Below are 19,488 nucleotides of genomic sequence, written 5' to 3'. Positions count from 1 at the left end.
CGAACGGCAATTACGCGGATAATGACGCGGGTTCCCGGCGCGCATCGGGTCGCCTAGCCGATCGGCAGCGAAACAGGTTTGCGGTGCCCGCGCAAATCGAGGCGTTCGAACCGTTCGCGCGTTGTATGTTGTAGAAACTCCATTCCGGTATCCATCATGACCGACAGACGCGTGAGCCCGCTGCGCAACTTCGCCAACTTCATCCGTGCGGAACGGGGCGGCCTGACGCGGCAATGGATGCATGCGGTCTCCGCCGACGCCGATCTCGTCGAAGCGGACAAGCTCACTTATCGGCAACTGGCCGACCATCTGCCGGATATTCTCGACGAGCTGTACCGGGTGCTCGATGCAGAAGATCTCGAGCGCGTCGAAACGTCGATCGAGCGCGACGCGAAGAAGCACGGCAAGGTCCGTTGGCAGCAGGGCTACCGGATCGAAGAGCTGGTGCGCGAACTGGACCTCTTTCAGCAGGTGGTCTTCGAAGCGCTCGAAGAGTTCGTCGAACGCGACCGGACGTGCACGCGCCGTCACGAGAGCCGCGCGCGCCGCCTGATCGCCGAAGCATTCAGCGTGGTCAGGTATGAGTCGATCAAGGAAGTGGTCGCCGAGCGCGATCGCAAGATCGACGAATACACGGGACGGCTCGAACGCGCGAATCACGAATTGACGCTCGAGCAACGGCTGGTCGGCGATCTATATGAATCGCGGATGCAGATCACGCGCAGCGTCGTGCACGATCTGCGCAATTTCCTCAACGCGTTTTCGGTCGCGCTGCAACTGATCGAGCGAGCGCCGTCGAAAGCCGATACCGCATTGACGCTCGCGAACCGTCAGGCTGCCGACATGAAGCAACTGGTCGATCAGATGGTCGAGTACTCGGTCGTGCTCGGAGACTCCGCCCCGCTCGTGCTCGAAGACGTCGATTTGCGCGGACTCTTCGACGAACTCGTCGCGTCGACGCGACCGTCGATCGAGGCGAAAGGGCTTGCGTTGCGCAGCGCGTTCGACGCGGCGCTGCCGGTCGTCACGTCGAATCGGCTGAAGCTCAAGCAGATCGCGGTCAATCTGTTGACCAACGCGATCAAGTACACGAAGTCGGGGCAAGTCGAAATCCGGTTCGCGATGCATGGCGCCGAACACTGGGCGATTCGCGTCTCCGACACCGGCGTCGGCATTGCGCCCGCCGACGCGGCGCGCGTATTCGATGAGTTCGAGCGCGCGGCCTGCGACGAGATTCCGGGCACGGGGCTCGGGCTCGCGATCGTCAGGGAGCTATGCCGCGTGCTCGATGGGCAGATCGAGTTTGCGTCGCGCGAGGGCGTGGGGACCACGTTCGAGATCCGGTTTCCGCTGCGCGTTCAATGACCCGACCCATCGCATGATCCATCTGCACACTGCCCGCTTCCCCGAGCAGATCGAGGCTGTACGGACCATCTTCCGCGAGCCCGCGGAGAGTTTCGGCGTCGATCTCGGCTTCCAGCAATTCGACGCTGAACTCGCCGGCCGGCCAGGCAAATTCGCGGCGCCGCGCGGCCGCGTGCTGCTCGCGAGCAACGGCGCGAGCGCCGATCCTGGCGGTATCGTCGGCTGCGTCGCGATGCGTCCGATCATGCGCACGATGTCGTTCCAGCGGCCGCTTCGCACTAAAACGCGACGGATGTCACGTTCAAGAGACTCGCGCAACCGCTCGTGCCGGTGAGCTGTTCCATACGGTCGAGAGTCGGCTTGCTACCGAATGGTCGCGGTGGAGTTCATGAAGTTGTCCTGATAACTGATACGCCTTTTTCAGAAACAGGGACTCGTCGAACCTTGGCCGCAACGTGATGCGTGGACGAGCGCTTCAACCAAGGCCGAATGTTTTCCTCAAGCTTGAATCGACGGGACCAGCAGGCATAAAGCGGCGTAACTTGCTGAGCAACGACGCCTGTCCGGCAGGCGTGCGACGCATCCGCCAGGCGCCAAGCGCCGCTTCGACAATCGTGTTTGCCACGCCCTCGGGCTCGGGGGCACCTTTGACACTGTTCACGACTGCGCTCATTGCAAGGGCACGCTCGCGGTCATAGTCGGCGATTTTCGAACCCGCCTGGGGCGCATTGATGTCGAGATTGGTCCTGGTAAAAGTCGGTTCGACCAGCGTTGCGCGTATGCCGAACTGGCGCACCTCATGATCCAGGGTTTCGGTCAGCCCTTCCACAGCGTGCTTGGACGCCGAATAGAGTCCCATGTAGGGCGCCGGGAGAAACCCGAGCACCGAACTGACATTGACGATCCTTCCACCGCGTTGTACCCGCATGTGGGGGAGTACAGCCTGTGTCGCGCGCAGAATGCTGAATACATTGGTATCGAACAGAGACGAGGCCTCGGCAGTCGACGTTTCCTCGACCGCGCCAATCATGCTCGTTCCTGCATTGTTGACGAGCACGTCGATTCGCCTGGCGCGATCGATGACGGACTGGATTCCAGCCTGGACCGAAGCATCGTTGCGAACATCCATCTCGACAAGCTCGACTCCCGAGATAGGCGCCGCTTTTGCCATGCTGCGCACGGTGCCAAATACGCGGCACCCCCGCCGGGCAAACTTCTCGGCAGCGGCGCGTCCGATACCCGATGAGACGCCGGTAACAACCACAACAGTGGAATTCGACATGAACAGCTCCCTTCAGGTGAATTGATGGTGTTTTTTTAACTGCCCGCGTCGAGCGCGTCCTGCAGCGTTTGCTCGGAAGGCTGCACCTGCTCATGCCGATCTTTGCGCAAGCCGGCGATACGCTCGGGTCGAATCTTGAACCAGATCGAATACATCGCCGGCAGGAAGACCAGGGTCAGAATCGTCCCGGCGAACGTACCGCCGATCAGCGTGTACGCGAGGGTTCCCCAGAACACCGAATGGGTCAGCGGGATGAAAGCGAGGATCGCCGCCATGGCCGTCAGGATCACCGGTCTGGCACGCTGCACGGTGGCTTCGACGACCGCATGGAACGGATTCAGCCCCGCCTGCTCGTTCTGGTGAATCTGTCCGATCAGGATCAGCGTGTTGCGCATCAGGATGCCCGATAGCGCGATGAGACCGACCAGCGCATTGATGCCGAACGGCTGCCGGAACAGAATCAACGTCGGCACCACCCCGATCAAGCCCAGCGGGCTGGTCAGGAACACCATCACCATTGCGGAGATCGAGCGCACCTGGAAGATGATGATGATGAGCGTAACCGCCAGCATGATCGGGAAGAGCGGCAACATGGCTTTCGTCGCTTTAGCCGATTCCTCGATTGAGCCCGCCTCTTCGATACGGTAGCCGGTCGGAAGCCTGGCGATGATGGGTTGAAGCTGCCTGGTGATCGCCGTCGATACGTCCGGCGGCTGAAGGTTGTCGGCAATGTCGCCCCGTACCGTGATCGTCGGCACGCGGTCCCGCCAGCGCATGATTGATTCCTCCATGCGCACGTCGACCTTGCCCACCTGCGACAGCGGAATGCGTTGCCCGTTCGCGCCAGCCAGCGTGAAGTCGCCGAGCCGCGCCGGGTCGAGACGAACATCGCCGGCCGAACGCGCGATGACCTGCACGGTTCGAATATCCTCACGCACGGCGGTGACGGGCACGCCGGTTAGCAGGAATTGCAGTTGTTGCGCCACGGCGCTGGATGTCAGCCCCACCGCCTGCAGACGGTCCTGCTGCAACGTGAAGTGCAGCGTGGGCGTGCGCGCACCCCAGTCAGCGTTGACCGTACGCATCATCGGACTGGCCTCCATCCCCTGCTCAACTTCTCCCGCAATACCGCGCAGCTTGTCCGGGTCCGGGCCAGAGATACGGTAGGCGACCGGGAACGGCGAATATGGACCGAATACGAGTTGCGTAACCCGCACGCGCGCCTCGGGGGCGAGACCGTTGGAGACTGCCTGACGCAGTCGCTGCTTCAATGCGTCGCGCTCATCCTGGCTGTCCGTGCGCACCACGATCTTGGCAAACGACGGATCGGGCAGTTCCGGCCCCATCGCCAGGTAAAAGCGTGGCGCGCCTTGCCCGACGTACGCGGTGACGATCCTGGCTTCCTTCTGCTTCGCGAGCCACGCTTCGACCTTCGTCGTGGCGGCGCTGGTTTGCGAGATCGACGTGCCATAGGGCATCTGCACCTCGACCAGCACTTCGGGACGGTCGGAGATCGGGAAAAACTGTTTTTTGACCACGCCCATGCCGAGGATGGCCAGCACGAAGAGGCCCACGACCGAACCGGCGACCAGCCATTTGCGCGCGATGACGCGCGTGAGCAGCTGACGGAAGCGGTTGTAGCGCGGCGTGTCGTAGATCGCGTCGTGACCGCCTTCGACCTTTTTGAAGTCGGGCAGCATCTTCACACCCAGGTAGGGCGTGAAGACCACGGCGACGACCCACGATGCGATCAGTGCGATGCCGACGATCCAGAACATGTTGCTGGTGTATTCGCCGGCCGTGGAGCGCGCGAAGCCATTGGGCATGAAGCCGACGGCGGTCACCAGCGTGCCCGCCAGCATCGGCGCGGCCGTATGGCTCCACGCGTAGGCGGAGGCGGCGATGCGGCTGTAGCCTTCCTCCATCTTTACCACCATCATTTCGATCGCGATGATCGCGTCGTCCACGAGCAGGCCGAGCGCGAGGATCAGCGATCCGAGCGTGATGCGATCGAAGTTCTTGCCGGTCGCGGCCATCACGACGAACACCACCGCGAGTGTCAGCGGTACGGCCGCGGCAACGACGAGGCCCACCCGCCAGCCCATGCTGACGAAACTCACCAGCATGACCACCAGCAGCGCGACGAAAAACTTGAGCATGAACTCGTCGACCGCCGAATGAATGTTGACGGCTTGATCGGTGACTTTGGTGAGGCTCATGCCCAGCGGCAGCCCGGCGTTGACCGCACTGACCTCGCTGTCCAGCGCCTTGCCGAGGTCGAGCCCGTTCCAGCCGTCGCGCATGACGATGCCCAGCAGCAGTGCAGGTTCGCCGTTGTTGCGGATCATGAACGTCGCCGGATCTTCATAGCCACGCGTAACGGTGGCAATGTCCGACAGCTTCAGCGTGCGGCCCTGCGCTACGACCGGCGTGTCGCGGATCTTCTGCAGGTTGTCAAAGGCACCGTCCAGGCGAATGAACAGCTCCGGACCTTTGGTCTCCACGGAGCCGGCCGGCGTCAGGGCGTTCTGACCGTTGAGCGCCGCGAACACGTCCTGGGGGCTCACGCCCAGCGTTGCCAGCCGGTCATGTGAGAGCTCGATATAGATTCTCTCCGACTGCTCGCCGATGATGTCGACCTTCTTCACGCCCGGCACGTGGAGCAACCGTTGGCGCAGCGTCTCCGCATCGCGCACTAGCAGGCGCTGCGGTTCGCCCCTGGCCTTCAGGGCGAAGAGGGCAAACGTGACGTCCGCATATTCGTCATTGACCATCGGCCCGATCACGCCAGCCGGAAGGTTATTTGCCTCGTCGCTGATTTTTTTCCGGGCCTGGTAGAACTGCTCCTGCACTTCCGACGGCGGCGTGCTGTCGAGCAAGGTCAAGGTCGTGAAGGCCAGCCCAGGCCGTGTGTAGGTCTCGGTCCGGTCGTACCAGCGCAGCTCCTGCATGCGCTTTTCGATCTTCTCGGCGACCTGATCGTGCATTTCCTGCGCCGTGGCTCCCGGCCAGGCGGTGATGATGGTCATCACCTTGACCGTGAACGCGGGGTCTTCCGCCCGGCCCAGCTTGAAGAACGAAACGAGCCCGGCCAGTGAAATCAGGCAGATCAGGAACAGGGTGATGGAGCGCTCGCGCACGGCGAGCGCCGACAGGTTGAAACGGCCTTCCCTCACGGACGGGCTCCCTCGGCCGTCATGGCGACCGCTTGACTTGTCATCCGGACCTGCTCGCCTTCGCGCAGCAGCTGCGCGCCGAGCGCGACGATCCGGTCGCCTTGCCTGATCTCACCGGCGACGCGAGCACTATCGTCGTCCAGATGTTCGACAGTAACCGGCCGCCAGGCAACCTTTGCCGGCTCGCCGTTGATGACCCACACCCCCGGTCCCTTGCCCGCGTCAAACAGCGCGCCGATCGGCACCTGCAAACCGCCTTGCACCGCGGAATGCGCATCCGGAATCTGGACCGTCACCGTGGCGCCCAGTGGGGCGTCGGCCAGCTCTCCCTGCAGCACATACCGCGCTTCAAAGGTCCGGGTACGAGGATCCGCCGTATCCGAAAGCTGGCGCAGCGTCGCCGGAACGCTAACACCGCCGTTGCCGAACAGCGTGGCCTGGGCGACCGAACCGATCGCGGGGCGCAGGGTTTCGGGTAGCTGGATGACAGCCTCGCGGCGCCCGGCGTGGGCCAGGCGTACCACGGGCTGGCCGGCGCTGACGACCTGGCCCGGCTCGGCCAGCGTTTCCATCACGACGCCGTCGCCGTCTGCCATCAGCTCGGCATAGCCGGTCGCGTTGCGTGCAACGTCGGCGTCAGCCTCGGCCGCGCTGAGCTGCGCTTTGGCGGCATCGGCCGCCGCCTTGATCTGGTCGTAGGCCGATGCCGATATCGCGCCGGTGCCGCGCAGGTCGCGGTAGCGCTCTTCGTCCTGCGCGGTCTGCTGCGCCCGTGCTCGCGCGGCGGTGACCGCGTCCTGCCGGGCCTGCGCGGCAAGCCTCAGATCGATGGGGTCGAGGCGCATCAGCAGCTGGCCGCGTTTGACGGTTTGCCCGGCATCCACCAGCCGCTCGAGCACCTTGCCGGAGACGCGAAATCCCAGCTCGCTCTGCACGCGCGCGGCGACGGTTCCGGTAAACGAACGGGAGGCGGGGATCGCCGCCTGAGCGATGGCGGTGCGCACCAGGGGCGCTTCGGTGCGCGGATCGGACGGTGCTTTTGCGCCGCAGGCGGCTAGCGCAAGTGCCAGTGCACAGACGACTGTAGAGGTAGCAAGGCGACGCCGGAGCATGAAAGACCCATTGACGGAGTGATCGGGGCTTTCATTATGGTTCTAGTGACCAACTTAGTCAATGGTCACAATCGAAATTTCCGTCAAGGCGACAGACTGCGGAGCACGAGACTGGACAGTTGTGCAGGCGCGACCTTGGTGTAATCGAAGCTGTACTGCAGGAGCATTGGGTTGAGGTAGGGGCGCAACACCAGATAGATCGCCATCGCAGTCTCATCGAGGGGGGTTTTGCGCTCGAAGTCCCCGCTTTGCCGACCCTCCTGGAGGACGTCCCGAAGCAACTTCTGGACGCGCTCTTCATACGCAAGCACCGCCTGCCAGTTCTCCGTGGCCGCCGATGCGGCAATCTCGTAGAGCTTGCGGTCCTGGAAAAACAGACGGAGGCTCGCTTCCGTGAAGACGTTGAACATCCGCCGCAGCTTCTCCGGTGGCAGATCGGTCTGTGCGACGGCCAACCTGACCTCGGTTTCGATCTCGTGCAGGCAGTTCGCGCAAATCATCTCGCCAATGGCCTGCTTGGACTCGAAGAACTTGTAGATGTAGGCCTTGGAAAACCCGATCGCCTTGGCGAGGTCGGACACCGTCGTTTTCTCGTAGCCATACCGGCTGAAGTGCTCGGTGGCGGCGACAACGATCTGATCCCGTACCTCGTGGTCAGCGGGGCCGCGCGCCGGGATGGGCGAAGTGGTGGCTTTTTTCATGGGTATAGCATACAGGAATGGACAACCAGTGACTATTTGGTATTATAGTCACCACCGGAATCTTGCGAAGACGCTCATGCTACCCAAACACATCCTTGCCGCGGTTATTGTCGCCAGTCTCTCGGCTGGCTGCGCTGTAGGCCCCGATTATGTCCGGCCCAACGTGGCCATGCCCGAGCAGTTCCAGGGCCAGGTCGCGGTGGATCACCGGCACGCGGCGGCCAGGGCCGACCTTGTCACGTGGTGGACGGGTTTCGATGATCCGCAACTGACACGATTCGTCACGCTCGCGCTGGAACAGAACCTGGACCTCGCGCAGGCCGCCGCTCGCGTCTCGCAGGCGCGCGCGGGACTTGGCGCGGCGAATGCCGCGCTGCTGCCGTCCGGCACTGTCAGCGGGCAGGCGGCGCGAGTCTACCAGTCGGTTGAAACCCCCTTGGGGCGAGTCCTGAATTCGACGCCCGGTTTCGATCGCTACGGCAATGATTACGAGGCCAATTTCAACGCGAGCTGGGAACTGGACGTGTTCGGAGGCCTGCGCCGCGGGCGGGAAGCGGCACTTGCCGAATACCAGGCTTCGGAAGCCGGTGCGGTGGCCACGCGCCTGGCAGTGGCGGCGCAGACTGCCGATATTTACATCACGATTCGTGGGATTGCAGGCCCGTCTGAAGGTTGCACGGCGGCAGGTGCAGACGCAGCAGGATCTGCTCTCGACCATCAACCTCCTGTATAGCAAAGGATTGGCGGCCGACCTTCAGGTGAGCCAGGCTGAAGGTGCGCTGGCTCAGGTTCGGGCATCCGTGCCAGTGCTCGAGACGGGTCTCGACGCGGCCATGAACGCGCTGGATGTGATGCTGGGCTCACAGCCCGGCACGCATCGGGCCGAGCTGGTCGAAGCTGGCGACATCCCGGCCGCCCCGCAGATCGCGGCCACGGGAACACCGGGAGAGCTGCTCAGGCGCCGGCCCGACCTGATCGTGGCCGAGCGTCGCCTCGCCGCATCGAACGCGCGCATCGGCGTGGCCATCGCCGAGTATTACCCGAAACTCTCTCTGAGCGGACTGATCGGCAGCGCAACATCAATGGCCGCTGGCAATCTGTTCACCGGCGGCGCCAGTCAGGCTGCCGGGGTGCTGGGCCTGCGCTGGCGTCTGTTCGATTTCGGCCGCATCAATGCGCAGATCGGGCAGGCCAAGGGGCAGGAGGCGGAACAGTTGGCTGCCTATCGGCTCGCTGCACTACGTGCAACTGAGGATGTAGAAAATGCCTTTTCAGCACTCGTCAAGCGCGAGGAGCAGGCTGCCGTTCTCGCCCAGGGAGTGAACTCGCTCGGCCGGGCGCGAGCCGCCTCGTTTGCGGCCTATCAAAAAGGTGTCGTCAGCCTGATTGAAGTCCTGCAAGCCGACGACAACCTGCTGCGCGCCTCGGATGAGCGGGTGCAGGCGCAAACGGAATCCGCACGCGCAGCGGTTGCTGCCTTCAAGGCGCTCGGTGGCGGATGGCAACCTCGCGAATCCGAAGCGGTCGCCATCAAATAGCAAGCCTACGCACCCAACGATTTGCCAGGAGCGTGGATTTTGGCCATCGTTCTTTGCCATATGAGCGCTTTGCCGCATGCCACACAAACGAATGACGCGAGAAGAAAGTCGCGAGCGAACCCGGCGCCGCTTGCTCGACGCAGCAGCGTCGAGCATCGCCGAAAAAGGGTTTGCTGCGACTAGCGTGGAGGATATCGCAGCCCAGGCCGGCTATACCCGCGGCGCGTTTTACTCGAACTTCAGCAGCAAGAGCGATCTATTCGTCGAACTGCTCCGTCTCGATCACCAGAACATGCAAGAAAACTTGCAGAAGCTGCGAGACGCCGCACCGTCCAGCGAAAACCTGCAAGTGCAGCTCACCTTGTTGTACGCGCAGTGCTATCGCGACGACAACAACTACATCATCTGGGCTGAGGCACGTTTGCATGCCATGCGTGACGCGAAATTCCGACAACATGTGAATGCCTTATGCCTGCAAAAGCGCGACATGATCGCGTACTTCACTGAGCAGTTATGCAAGCGCCTCAACATACAGTTGCCGGGCCCTTTCGCCGACCACGCGCTCGCCGTTATCGCATTGGTCGACGGCATCCTCTACTTCAACATGACGATGCCCAATGATCTGTCGATCGCTTCGGCCGAAGCGATTTTGAGCAACGTTTTGACAAAGATGTTCTGCAATGCACCAGTCCTGACTGAAACATAGTTTGATCTTGCGCCTCCTCCACAAATACCCGGTCAAGCGATTCAATCCATCAGTTGGTATCAGCCGAGTCTCCTGGTTGTCGCGCGCGCGGAGGCGGCCAGAGAGTCAACGGAGAATGGCTGATAGAGTGTCCGTTCGGATTTCTTACCGGCCGTTGACCTGCGGAAGCGTCAAATGACCGGAGAGGGTCGAGCAGCGACGCTCAGTACGCACGCCGTGAGCGCTGGGTGTACGAAACCTGTAATCTGCAGGACGCCCCCCCTGCCGAAGGAAACACGATCATTAATCGCGACCGCGGAAACGAGCGCATCAAAGGAACAGAACAGCGAAAAGCAGATGCCCAGGAACACGGCTCCCGTCCGTGCAGTCGCTTGGTGTTACACGCTATCGGCTTGGCTGATCGCCCTTATCAAAGTTCATGAGAGTCCGGGCCACGCGAGCGCGGGAAAAAGCGCAGCACTCGCGACGTAGAAAGTGCGGAGCCCGTTACCGGTGATCTGGACACTACTCACAGCCAGTTGGAGCGGTACGGGCGGATGACGAAGATTGCGGCTTTTCACCAGTCGGCGCGGCGGACTGGCCGCCACTGCCACCGCTGCACGATGTTGAAATTAGCTGGACGGGGCCTAACGGCTTCGTGCTCACCGGCATCGAGTTCATCGGCGATGTCGCCTATGCCCAGTCGTGGTGGTGCCGCTTGCCCGCATGACCTGCCTTTAAATGGCCCCGTCGAAACGGGTCGTTCAACCCGTTTTATTGGATAGAGGTCGACACAAATTCATTGCGTCACTCTCGCAATCCTTTCTACTGACTTCCTCGAAGTAATTTATTGATCGCAGCACATTTTGGAATTTTTGATGTTTCCATATCTCCAGGACAAGCCAGCCACTTATAGAATTCCATTTCCTGCGACGCGATCTTCAACCGGCATTCCGCAACCTGAAAACCAGTATCAGGAGCATAGCGATCACTCCATTCATTAAAGGAATAAGCAATTAAAGTACAGTCCGATGATATTTTTTCATTCCATACTTCAAAATTCTTGTCTAGAGCAATTTGTTTATCTCCCGTCGTGATCTTCCTGATGCCTTGATACAGATTCTCTGCGCCAGCGAGAATTTTTTCTGTGTCGGCGTTAGTGCAGGCAAGAAAATCGTTTCGAGTTTTTGCCTTTTCTTCACATGACGTATCCGCAAACACGGAAATAGATGCCAATACGATTAATACGGCCACGATGGCTTTAATGGCTGTGGTCATAATTTCCGTCCTTGAAAAGACTACCTTCTGAGCGACGTCGCTTGATCAGTCCGCGCGGATGCACACCACCGGCCATCGTGTACTCTAAAAATTTGGCCGGCACGCGGTCATAATGACCCGAGTTAACAAGATTCAGCAAGCCAGCATTACCACTTGGAAGATTATATACAAAGCAAACGAGTGCGTCGTACTCGAACTGATATAATGGCACGTGAATTTTTTTATTTACAATGCGCTCCGGGTATTCAAGATCAAGCAGCAATAATTCTCGCGCCTGCGCAATTGTTATGCCATTACGAAACGGCGCTTCAGACGCCGCACCAGATATTGGCCCCATATGAACCAGATGCCCATATCCAACAGTTGCATTACCTCCTTTACCAGCCCCGTCATTGTCATATATATGCGGCATGAAAGCTTCCCAGCCTGCAATGAAAGTTATCCCTTGTTGCGATATCTTCCAGGGTTTGCCTGGTCGTCTGGATTGGACCACCATATTCGAATCCGGATTTGTATTCGTTACCGCTGTTCCAAGTGCGTCAGGCATTACGCCCCCTCTCTGTGACCAAGATAAATATGTATGGATTGAGCGCCGTTTGTTTTGTAGCGTTTAGTGCGCCCCAGACCATCCGTTACGCCGTGGACGAGCGAACCGGACGGCAGGCGAACCGTGTAATACGTGTCGGGCATAACGCGGCCGTCACCATCTTTGAGTGTGTATTGTTCGTCGTGAGTGCGATCCTTCGACGTTAGCGCTGGCGCTGCCTTCCGCCCGCGACAGTCGCACGCCCATGCGTAACCCAGGGCTTCGGCCATGTCGTAACCGTTTGAATACGACTTCAGCCTATCGAACGGAAACCATTCGCCGGTTTCGGCGTTCAGCGCCATGGCGGACGACATTGGCGGAAAGTTTGAGTAGATTGAATAGGTGATACGGCAAAGCTGGCACTCTTCCTTGCCGCCGGTTTCATCCTGTTTCTGCTGTCCCATTTGACCTCTGCTGATTTTCCAGAAAAACACGCAGAGAATTAACCATCTAACACACGACACGGTCAACGACTTTAATTTGAGATAAAACCATTTTGACAAATATTTGCGATTCTGATGATTCCGGGTATCTCATTCAGTGCATTTTTCCGATATCACGGCCCAACAAAAATGGCGGCATTGAGCCCTAATGCCGTTCAGTTAAGCGACTGAACGGCATTTTTGTTTCCTGCGCAAAGTAGTTGTAAACGGGGCGTGGCGATGTTAACTTGCATCGCCATGCTGGTTGATGATCTGCGCCTTCTTGTCAAATCACAGCCGCCCTTCGAATGGGGACGGCTGGGCCAGCATCTGCCGTACGAATGGATCGAGTCTGCAGTGCAGGCCAGTGGCAGTGCCAGCGTGCGTCGGCGTCGACTTCCCGCGCAACAGGTCGTATGACTGGTGATCGCGATCGCGCTGTACCGACACCAGTCAATCAGCGAGGTCGTCGATGAACTGGACCTTGCGTTACCTGTGGCCGATGCGTCGTTTGTCAGCAGGCGTGCCATCACCCAGGCGCGGTAGCGCGTCGGCGTGACGCCACTGGCGTGGCTGTTTCACGAATCAGCTAGAAACCGGGTTGCGCAGGATCAGGACCGATACCTCTTCAAGGGATTCTCGCTGTTCGCGATGGATGGCACCACGCTGCGCCCCGCCGACAGTGCCGCCAACCGCAGACATTTCGGCGCCTCTGCCGCCGCTCATGGCCGCAGTGGTAGCTACCCCCAACTGCGCGCGGTTACGCTCACCGCGCTTGCCACGCATCTGGTGCCGGGCTATCGCCGCATGCGTCTCGACACACTGCCGACGACGATGCAAGCGGCGCTCGGCCTCTACGCATCGCTGGGATTCGAGCCCATCGACGCCTACGTGTTCAATCCGATCCCCGGCGCGATTTTTCTGGAATGCGATCTGACGCGGCCGCGTTCAATGTCATGGCGGTGCAGGCCTGACGCGGCCTGCAGGTATGCACTCGCTCATTGCCCCGTTCTGCTGGCTCAAGCCACGCACGACCACCTCGGACGATTTGCCGTCACGCCGCGCGAGTTCGGCCAGATCGAGCAACGCGGCGTAGCGCGCGGAACAGTCGCTCGCCGCCCCGGCGGCGGGGTTCGCGCGAAGGTCGTCGTTGGCGTCGCTGGCGTCGATGACTGCGTTGATCGCCAGCAACGTCGCCACGACGATCGTCGCGAGCGCGACCGCTTTGCGGAGCGCGCCCCGCGCAGCCCTTTGCGCTCGCGAGTGACGCTCCGCCTCAGCAGATGGTGGACACGAGCCCGCCATTTCGCACATCGCGTCGCACCGCGCGGCGCGACGTGAGCGCCACGATTCTACGCAGGTTCTGATTCTCATCGCCGCGCTCATCGTCAGGCCCAATGCGCCGGCACCCACACGCGCCCGACCCAATGGCCCGGCACCCAGACCGCAGCCCGCGGCGCGACATACACGGGACGCGGCGCGACGTAGACGGCCTGCGGCGGGGGCAGCGCCACGACCATCATCGGCGGCGGAACATAGGCCGGCGGAGGCGTCACCACGACGGGCTTCGGTGGCACGTACACGACCGGCGGCGGCACGACGACCGGCGGGGGCGGCGCCACGACCACCACCGGCTTCGGCGCAACGACCACGGTCGTACCGGTCGCCGTCGTGGTCCCGCCCGCGACCACCACGCCGCCTGTTACCACCGTACCGCTCGACCTCACCGTGTGGCCTTGCGTGCCGGTCACGCTCGTCGAAGTCGTCACGACGCCGGGCGCGACCCGCGTCGCGGTGCCTGAGTGATAGACGTTGTTGTTGTCCGGACCCGTCACCGTGCCCGAGCGCGCGCAGGTCGAACCCGCGCAATTCGTCGACGCAGAATGATTGACCGTATTGCCGTTCGATCCGGTGATCGAGCCTGACGACGAATACTGGCCCGGCGCGGTGCGCGTCACGTCGCCGGACGTTGTCGCCGTTTTGCCGTCGGGACCGGTCAGCGTGCCGCTATGCGAGCAGGAGCCGCCCGCGCAGCTGGTGTCGCCCGAGTGCTGCACCGAGTTGCCGTAGCGGCCCGTCGCGGTACCCGAGTTCGAGAACTGGCCGGGCGCCGTGCGCGTGACTGTGCCAGTGTTGCTCGCGAAGCCGCCATAGGGGCCGGCCACGCTGCCCGCATGCGAGCAGCTACCACCGCCGCCGCACGAGCCGTAGTGCGCACCGTTATAGACGCCGCGCGACGTGTACGCGGTGCCGTGACCCGACCACGCGAACGCCGATGCGCTGCCGAGCGCGAGCACGGCGGCGGCCGCGCCGAGCACGACCTTGCGCAGCGCGCCTCGCGCCATGCTGGCGCAGACCCTCTCGGAACCTGCGAATGAACGATTTTTCACGGTATGTCCTTGCTGGATTCGGGCCACTTGCGTCACTGCCGCGTGGCGACGAACGGACTATAGAAGGACACACCGCGGAAATCATCACGGAACATATGTCGCGCTGTTTCGCCGCGACGCGGGCCCGCCAGGCACGGCTTTGCAAGCATTCGGCGGGAGCCCGCGACATATTTCGACATGGTTTGCGAAACAGATGCGGCCGCCGGAATGGACTGCGGCCCCAGCCGCTCACTGCCCGACCGGCGTCACCTGCACCGCGGCGGCCGACACGAACGCCGCATGCACGGTGTCGCCGACCTTCACGTCGCTCAGATCGACATCGGGCGCCGCTTCGAAGGTCTGGGTCTGAGACGCGCCGCGCAGCGTCACGAGGCGCTGCTTGCGATCGATCTTCAGCACGGTCGCGAGCACCTCGGTCTGCCGCGCCGTCTCGTACCCGCCCGACGCCGGCGCATAGCTCCGCCGGTCGACCCGCTCGCGAATCCCCTTGCCCGCGCTGCTTGCCTTCTCGACCTTGGTGAGCAACGCATTCTTGTACAGCACGTCGACGCGATCGCCGATCTTCATCTGATCGAAACCGGCGACCTGCTGGCTGACGAGCACGATCGCGACGTCGCCATGCGGACCCTTCAATGTCAGCGAACGGTTGCCCGCATCGATGGCGACGATCTCCGCCGTCATATGCACCGGCTGCGCCGCGCTGAGCATCGCTTGCGCGGTGCTCGCCATGTCGTCCTGCGCTCGCGCCGGCGGGGCCGCGGCCACCACCGCGATGACCAATACTGCAGCTATCGTCGCTGTTTTCATCCGCGTTCTCCTCCTGCAAGGTATCAATACGGCTTGACGGTCGGTCATGCGCGTCGAGCGCAATCGCTTCGTGCTACGCAGCATTCGTGCCCGGCGTCATGAACTCTGCGCCTACAGGACAACCACGGCCAACAGTATGACGCGAACGATTTGCCGACGTATGCATCGGCATGGCCGCCGACAGCCATCAGAAACGCCATCTCAGTACCGTGCTATCCTATATACCTATAGGGGGTATATGTATGGCACATCTGAGCATACACAAAGACGGCTTATTGAAGCGCGTTCGTCGCATCGCGGGCCAGGTTCAGGCTATCGAGCGTTCACTGGAGTCCGACGCCGATTGCGAAAAAGTCCTGCACCTGGTGGCCGCGACCCGCGGCGCAATGAACGGCCTGCTCGACGAGATCGTCGAGGCGCACGCGCGCGAGCATGTCGCGCATCCGGACCTGACGGCCAGCCAGCGCAAGAAGGGAGTTGATGCATTGATCGGCGCAATCCGCCGCTATTCGAAGTAAGTTTGTATGACTGACCATCTGATCCACAAACACGAGCACTCGTTTCTCGGCAGCTCGCACGACGAAAACGCGCGCCGGACCCACTTCGTCGTCGCGCTCACCGTTGTCATGATGATCGGCGAAATCGCGGCCGGTTACGTGACCGGCTCGATGGCGCTGCTCGCCGATGGCTTCCACATGGCGACGCATGCCGGCGCGCTCGGGATTGCCGCGCTCGCGTATGCGTTCGCGAGACGCAACTCGGCAAACCGCGCGTTCAGTTTCGGAACGGGAAAAGTGGGCGAGCTTGCCGGCTTCGCTTCGGCGCTGATTCTCGCGCTGGTGTCGCTTGGCATCGGCATCGAATCGGCGGTCCGGCTCGTTCATCCCACCGGTGTCGCGTTCGGACAGGCCGCGGTGGTTGCGGCGATCGGGCTGGTCGTGAACATCGTCAGCGCGCTGCTGTTGTCGGGCGGCCATGCGCACAATGGGCATCACGATCATCACCATCATCACGACCATGCGCATGGGTCCGACAACAACCTGCGCTCCGCCTACGTGCACGTGCTCGCCGATGCGCTGACCTCGGTGCTGGCGATCGTGGCCATGCTGGCCGGCCGCTATCTCGGGTGGGTCTGGCTGGACCCGCTGATGGGCATCGTCGGATCGATCGTCATCGCGCGCTGGGCATGGACGCTGATGCGCGACACGGCCGGCGTGCTGCTCGACAGAACCGACGAGCACGTGGCCGGCGAAATCCGCGAAATCCTGGATTCGCACGGCGACGCCGAGATCGCCGACCTGCACGTCTGGCAGATCGGCCCGGAGGCGCGAGCCGCGATCGTCAGTGTGCGCACGCATGGTGGCGTTACGGCCGCGACGATCCGCGCGCGGCTCGCGCCGGTGCATGAGGTCATGCATCTGACCGTCGAAGCGGCGTCATAACGCCTGCGCCCGGCGCAACAAGGCGCGATCAAAACAAAGGGCCGGCGTGTCTCGACGCCGGCCCTTCTGCTTTTCACTATTCAGCTTGCGCGGAGACCCGCATAGCGCGGGGACCGAAGCTCGCGCTAAACCAACTCACGCATCACACGCGCTCGATCGCGATCGCGATGCCTTGGCCGACGCCGATACACATCGTGCACAGCGCGAAGCGGCCCTGCGTGCGTTGCAGCTGATACGTCGCGGTCGTCACCAGACGCGCGCCGCTCATGCCGAGCGGGTGGCCGAGCGCAATCGCGCCGCCGTTCGGGTTCACGCGGGGATCGTCGTCGGCAACGCCGAGGGCGCGCAGCACCGCGATACCTTGCGAGGCGAACGCTTCGTTCAGTTCGATCACGTCGAACTGGTCGATCTTCATGCCCAGACGCGCGAGCAGCTTCTGCGTGGCGGGTGCTGGGCCGATGCCCATCACGCGCGGATCGACGCCGGCGGTGGCCACACCGAGCACGCGGGCGCGCGGCGTGATGCCGAAGCGCTTCGCGGTCTCTTCATTGGCAAGCAGCAACGCCGCCGCGCCGTCGTTCACGCCCGATGCGTTACCGGCCGTAACCGTGCCGTCCGGACGCACGACGCCCTTCAGCTTCGCGAGCGTTTCGAGGCTCGTTTCGCGCGGATGCTCGTCCTGCATGACCGTGATGGGATCGCCCTTCTTCTGCGCGATCGTCACGCCGACGATCTCCTGCGCGAGCGTGCCGTCGCGTTGCGCGCGCGCCGCCTTCTGCTGGCTGCGCAGCGCGAATGCGTCCTGGTCGGCGCGGCTGATGTTGTAGTCGGTCGCGACGTTTTCGCCGGTTTCCGGCATCGAGTCGACGCCGTACAGCTTCTTCATCAGCGGATTCACGAAACGCCAGCCGATCGTCGTGTCGTAGACCTCGTTCTGACGCGAGAACGCGCTGGTCGCCTTGGGCATCACGAACGGCGCGCGGCTCATACTTTCGACGCCACCGGCAATCATCAGCGCGGCCTCGCCCGACTTGATCGCGCGCGCGGCGATGCCGACCGCATCCATGCCCGAGCCGCACAGACGGTTGACCGTCGAGCCCGGCACGTCCTTCGGCAGACCCGCGAGCAGCAGCGACATGCGCGCGACGTTGCGGTTGTCGTCACCGGCCTGGTTGGCGCAGCCGTAGATGACGTCGTCGATCGCGGTCCAGTCGACGTTCTTGTTGCGCTCCATCAGCGCCTTGAGCGGCACCGCGCCCAGATCGTCGGCGCGCACCGACGACAGCGAACCCGCATAACGGCCAATGGGGGTGCGAATCGCGTCGCACAGGAATGCTTCGGTCATGGGATGTCTCCAGTTGAGATGCTGCGTGCGCTGCGCCTCGGCCGGCCTTGCACCGATGACGCCGGTTCGATGCGCCGAGGCATCGGCCCGGGGGCCAACGGCCGCGGGCGGGAGGCTGCAAAACGGCGGCGTCGCGGCGGCCGTCACGTCGGAGCAGCTTAGCGCAAGATCGTGAACGATGGGCTTGGGATTGACGACCGATACGGCTGCCGCCCCTTCTTCGCCCTGCCTCATGTTCTATATACGAACACAAGGTCATATATCGAACAAAACAGCCTCGATAATAGGCGGGGGCGCGAAAGCATGTCAAGCACGGCCGCAGCCGTGCCAGGCGACACCAGGGAATACGCGGAGGGGGTGATCTTCAGCGAACTTCGATTCCTTCATCGGCGATGTAGCCGCGAATCACGTCCGCGAAACTGCGCTCGGTCGCGAGCCCGAGCCGTTCGGCGCGCGACGTATCCCACGCGCCCGGCCAGCTCCCGACGATCTTCTCGATGCGCTCGTCGGGCTGCCGCACAATGCGGTTCGCGACCGCCTCGCCCGCGACCTCGCGCAGTGCCGCGATCATCTCGTCGACGCTGACCGACAAGCCCGGCAGGTTCAGCACGCGTTGCTTGCCAAGCGCGGCGCCATCGAGTTCGAGGCCGGCGATAAGACTCTCGATCGCCTTGCGCGGCGACAGCAACCACAGCCGCGTCGAACCGGCGACCGGACACACGGCCTCCTCGCCATTGAGCGGCTCGCGCACGATGCCGCTCGCGAACGACGACGCCGCCGCATTCGGCCGCCCCGGCCGCACGCTGATGGTCGGCAGCCGCAGCACGCGGCCGTCGACGAAACCGCGCCGCGAATATTCGTTGAGCAGCAGCTCCGCGATAGCCTTCTGCGCGCCGTACGACGACTGCGGATTGAGCGCGGTGTCGTCCTGCACGACTGCAGGCAGATCGCCACCGTAGACCGCGACCGAACTGGTGAACACGACGCGCGGTTGGTGCCCGCGCTGCTGGCAGATTTCGAGCAGCAGCCGCGACGCATCGAGATTGATGCGCATGCCGAGATCGAAGTCCGCCTCGGCCTGGCCGCTGACGATCGCAGCGAGATGAAAGATCACCGAGGTTTGATCATCGATCACGCGTTCGAGCACACTGCGCTCCGCGATATCGCCGACTTCGATGCGCACGCGCGCATCGCCGAAATCGTGTGCGCGCACGACGTCGAGCAACACGAGCCCGGTAATCGCTTGCGGTGCGCCGTGCGCATCTTTCAGTGCGCCGCGCGCGAGCAGCTCGCGCGCGAGACGCTGGCCGAGAAAACCGGCACCGCCTGTGATCAGTACTCTCATGGTTACGTGTGCGT

At 62.5% G+C, this 19,488-nt stretch carries 16 protein-coding genes and 2 pseudogenes; 7 read left to right on the top strand and 11 right to left on the bottom strand.

What is annotated here, in order from left to right; translation table 11 throughout:
- Positions 1-156 precede the first annotated feature (156 nt).
- Positions 157-1,365 (top strand): sensor histidine kinase, encoded by a 1,209-nt coding sequence (locus tag OKW28_RS13740; RefSeq protein WP_429446313.1) that lies wholly within the window; start codon positions 157-159, stop codon positions 1,363-1,365.
- Positions 1,366-1,378: 13 nt separating this feature from the next.
- Positions 1,379-1,699, top strand: coding sequence for a hypothetical protein (locus OKW28_RS13735; RefSeq protein WP_429446311.1), 321 nt, complete (start codon positions 1,379-1,381; stop codon positions 1,697-1,699).
- Positions 1,700-1,840: 141 nt separating this feature from the next.
- On the opposite strand, the gene OKW28_RS13730 is transcribed toward OKW28_RS13735, so the two are convergent.
- The 4 genes from OKW28_RS13730 to OKW28_RS13715 form a co-directional block, all read right to left on the bottom strand.
- A complete protein-coding gene (locus OKW28_RS13730) occupies positions 1,841-2,647 on the bottom strand; it encodes an oxidoreductase (protein WP_429446309.1) in 807 nt (268 codons plus the stop codon).
- A gap of 35 nt (positions 2,648-2,682) precedes the next feature.
- Positions 2,683-5,823 carry an efflux RND transporter permease subunit gene (locus OKW28_RS13725; protein WP_429446307.1) on the bottom strand — a complete coding sequence of 1,047 codons (3,141 nt, stop codon included), beginning with the start codon at positions 5,821-5,823 and terminating at the stop codon, positions 2,683-2,685.
- Complete coding sequence (locus OKW28_RS13720; protein WP_429446304.1) at positions 5,820-6,935, bottom strand: efflux RND transporter periplasmic adaptor subunit; 1,116 nt, start codon at positions 6,933-6,935, stop codon at positions 5,820-5,822. The genes OKW28_RS13725 and OKW28_RS13720 overlap by 4 nt, the downstream gene beginning before the upstream one ends.
- A gap of 83 nt (positions 6,936-7,018) precedes the next feature.
- Entirely contained in the window at positions 7,019-7,636 is a 618-nt protein-coding gene (locus tag OKW28_RS13715) for a TetR/AcrR family transcriptional regulator (RefSeq protein ID WP_429446301.1), read from the bottom strand.
- Positions 7,637-7,712: 76 nt separating this feature from the next.
- Here OKW28_RS13715 and OKW28_RS13710 point away from each other — a divergent pair.
- Together OKW28_RS13710 and OKW28_RS13705 are read left to right on the top strand one after the other, a co-directional pair.
- Positions 7,713-9,174 (top strand): annotated as a pseudogene (locus OKW28_RS13710) (efflux transporter outer membrane subunit).
- 76 nt (positions 9,175-9,250) lie between these two features.
- On the top strand, positions 9,251-9,880 hold the full coding sequence (locus tag OKW28_RS13705) for a TetR/AcrR family transcriptional regulator (protein ID WP_429446298.1): 630 nt from the start codon (positions 9,251-9,253) through the stop codon (positions 9,878-9,880).
- 804 nt (positions 9,881-10,684) lie between these two features.
- Here OKW28_RS13705 and OKW28_RS13700 read toward each other — a convergent pair.
- Genes OKW28_RS13700 through OKW28_RS13690 form a run of 3 tightly spaced genes read right to left on the bottom strand, consistent with a single transcriptional unit; the run spans position 10,685 to position 12,127 of the window.
- On the bottom strand, positions 10,685-11,137 hold the full coding sequence (locus tag OKW28_RS13700; protein ID WP_429446296.1) for a hypothetical protein: 453 nt from the start codon (positions 11,135-11,137) through the stop codon (positions 10,685-10,687).
- Entirely contained in the window at positions 11,121-11,684 is a 564-nt protein-coding gene (locus OKW28_RS13695; protein ID WP_429446294.1) for a lysozyme, read from the bottom strand. Before OKW28_RS13695 ends, OKW28_RS13700 begins: the two co-directional genes overlap by 17 nt.
- Entirely contained in the window at positions 11,684-12,127 is a 444-nt protein-coding gene (locus OKW28_RS13690; RefSeq protein WP_429446292.1) for a hypothetical protein, read from the bottom strand. Before OKW28_RS13690 ends, OKW28_RS13695 begins: the two co-directional genes overlap by 1 nt.
- 276 nt (positions 12,128-12,403) lie before the next feature.
- Between OKW28_RS13690 and OKW28_RS13685 the strand changes: the two are divergent.
- Positions 12,404-12,967, top strand: a pseudogene (locus OKW28_RS13685) (transposase domain-containing protein); the annotation flags it as partial.
- Positions 12,968-13,533: 566 nt separating this feature from the next.
- On the opposite strand, the gene OKW28_RS13680 reads toward OKW28_RS13685, so the two are convergent.
- Both OKW28_RS13680 and OKW28_RS13675 read right to left on the bottom strand, forming a co-directional pair.
- Positions 13,534-14,535 carry a hypothetical protein gene (locus OKW28_RS13680; RefSeq protein ID WP_429446290.1) on the bottom strand — a complete coding sequence of 334 codons (1,002 nt, stop codon included), beginning with the start codon at positions 14,533-14,535 and terminating at the stop codon, positions 13,534-13,536.
- Positions 14,536-14,763: 228 nt separating this feature from the next.
- Complete coding sequence (locus tag OKW28_RS13675) at positions 14,764-15,342, bottom strand: copper-binding protein (protein ID WP_429446289.1); 579 nt, start codon at positions 15,340-15,342, stop codon at positions 14,764-14,766.
- Positions 15,343-15,512: 170 nt separating this feature from the next.
- Here OKW28_RS13675 and OKW28_RS13670 point away from each other — a divergent pair, with 170 nt between their 5' ends.
- Together OKW28_RS13670 and dmeF are read left to right on the top strand one after the other, a co-directional pair.
- Entirely contained in the window at positions 15,513-15,860 is a 348-nt protein-coding gene (locus OKW28_RS13670) for a metal/formaldehyde-sensitive transcriptional repressor (RefSeq protein WP_429446287.1), read from the top strand.
- A 6-nt stretch (positions 15,861-15,866) separates the two neighbouring features.
- Positions 15,867-16,784 carry a CDF family Co(II)/Ni(II) efflux transporter DmeF gene (gene dmeF / locus OKW28_RS13665; RefSeq protein ID WP_429446285.1) on the top strand — a complete coding sequence of 306 codons (918 nt, stop codon included), beginning with the start codon at positions 15,867-15,869 and terminating at the stop codon, positions 16,782-16,784.
- 142 nt (positions 16,785-16,926) lie between these two features.
- On the opposite strand, the gene pcaF is transcribed toward dmeF, so the two are convergent.
- A complete protein-coding gene (gene pcaF / locus OKW28_RS13660; protein ID WP_429446284.1) occupies positions 16,927-18,129 on the bottom strand; it encodes a 3-oxoadipyl-CoA thiolase in 1,203 nt (400 codons plus the stop codon).
- 364 nt (positions 18,130-18,493) lie between these two features.
- On the bottom strand, positions 18,494-19,474 hold the full coding sequence (denD, locus tag OKW28_RS13655) for a D-erythronate dehydrogenase (protein WP_429446282.1): 981 nt from the start codon (positions 19,472-19,474) through the stop codon (positions 18,494-18,496).
- Positions 19,475-19,488 lie beyond the last annotated feature (14 nt).

Source organism: Paraburkholderia sp. 40, from assembly GCF_050434105.1.
Lineage (GTDB): Bacteria > Pseudomonadota > Gammaproteobacteria > Burkholderiales > Burkholderiaceae > Paraburkholderia > Paraburkholderia tuberum.
Note: the sequence above shows the minus strand (reverse complement) of the source record. Positions and strands in the feature narration are given on the sequence as shown.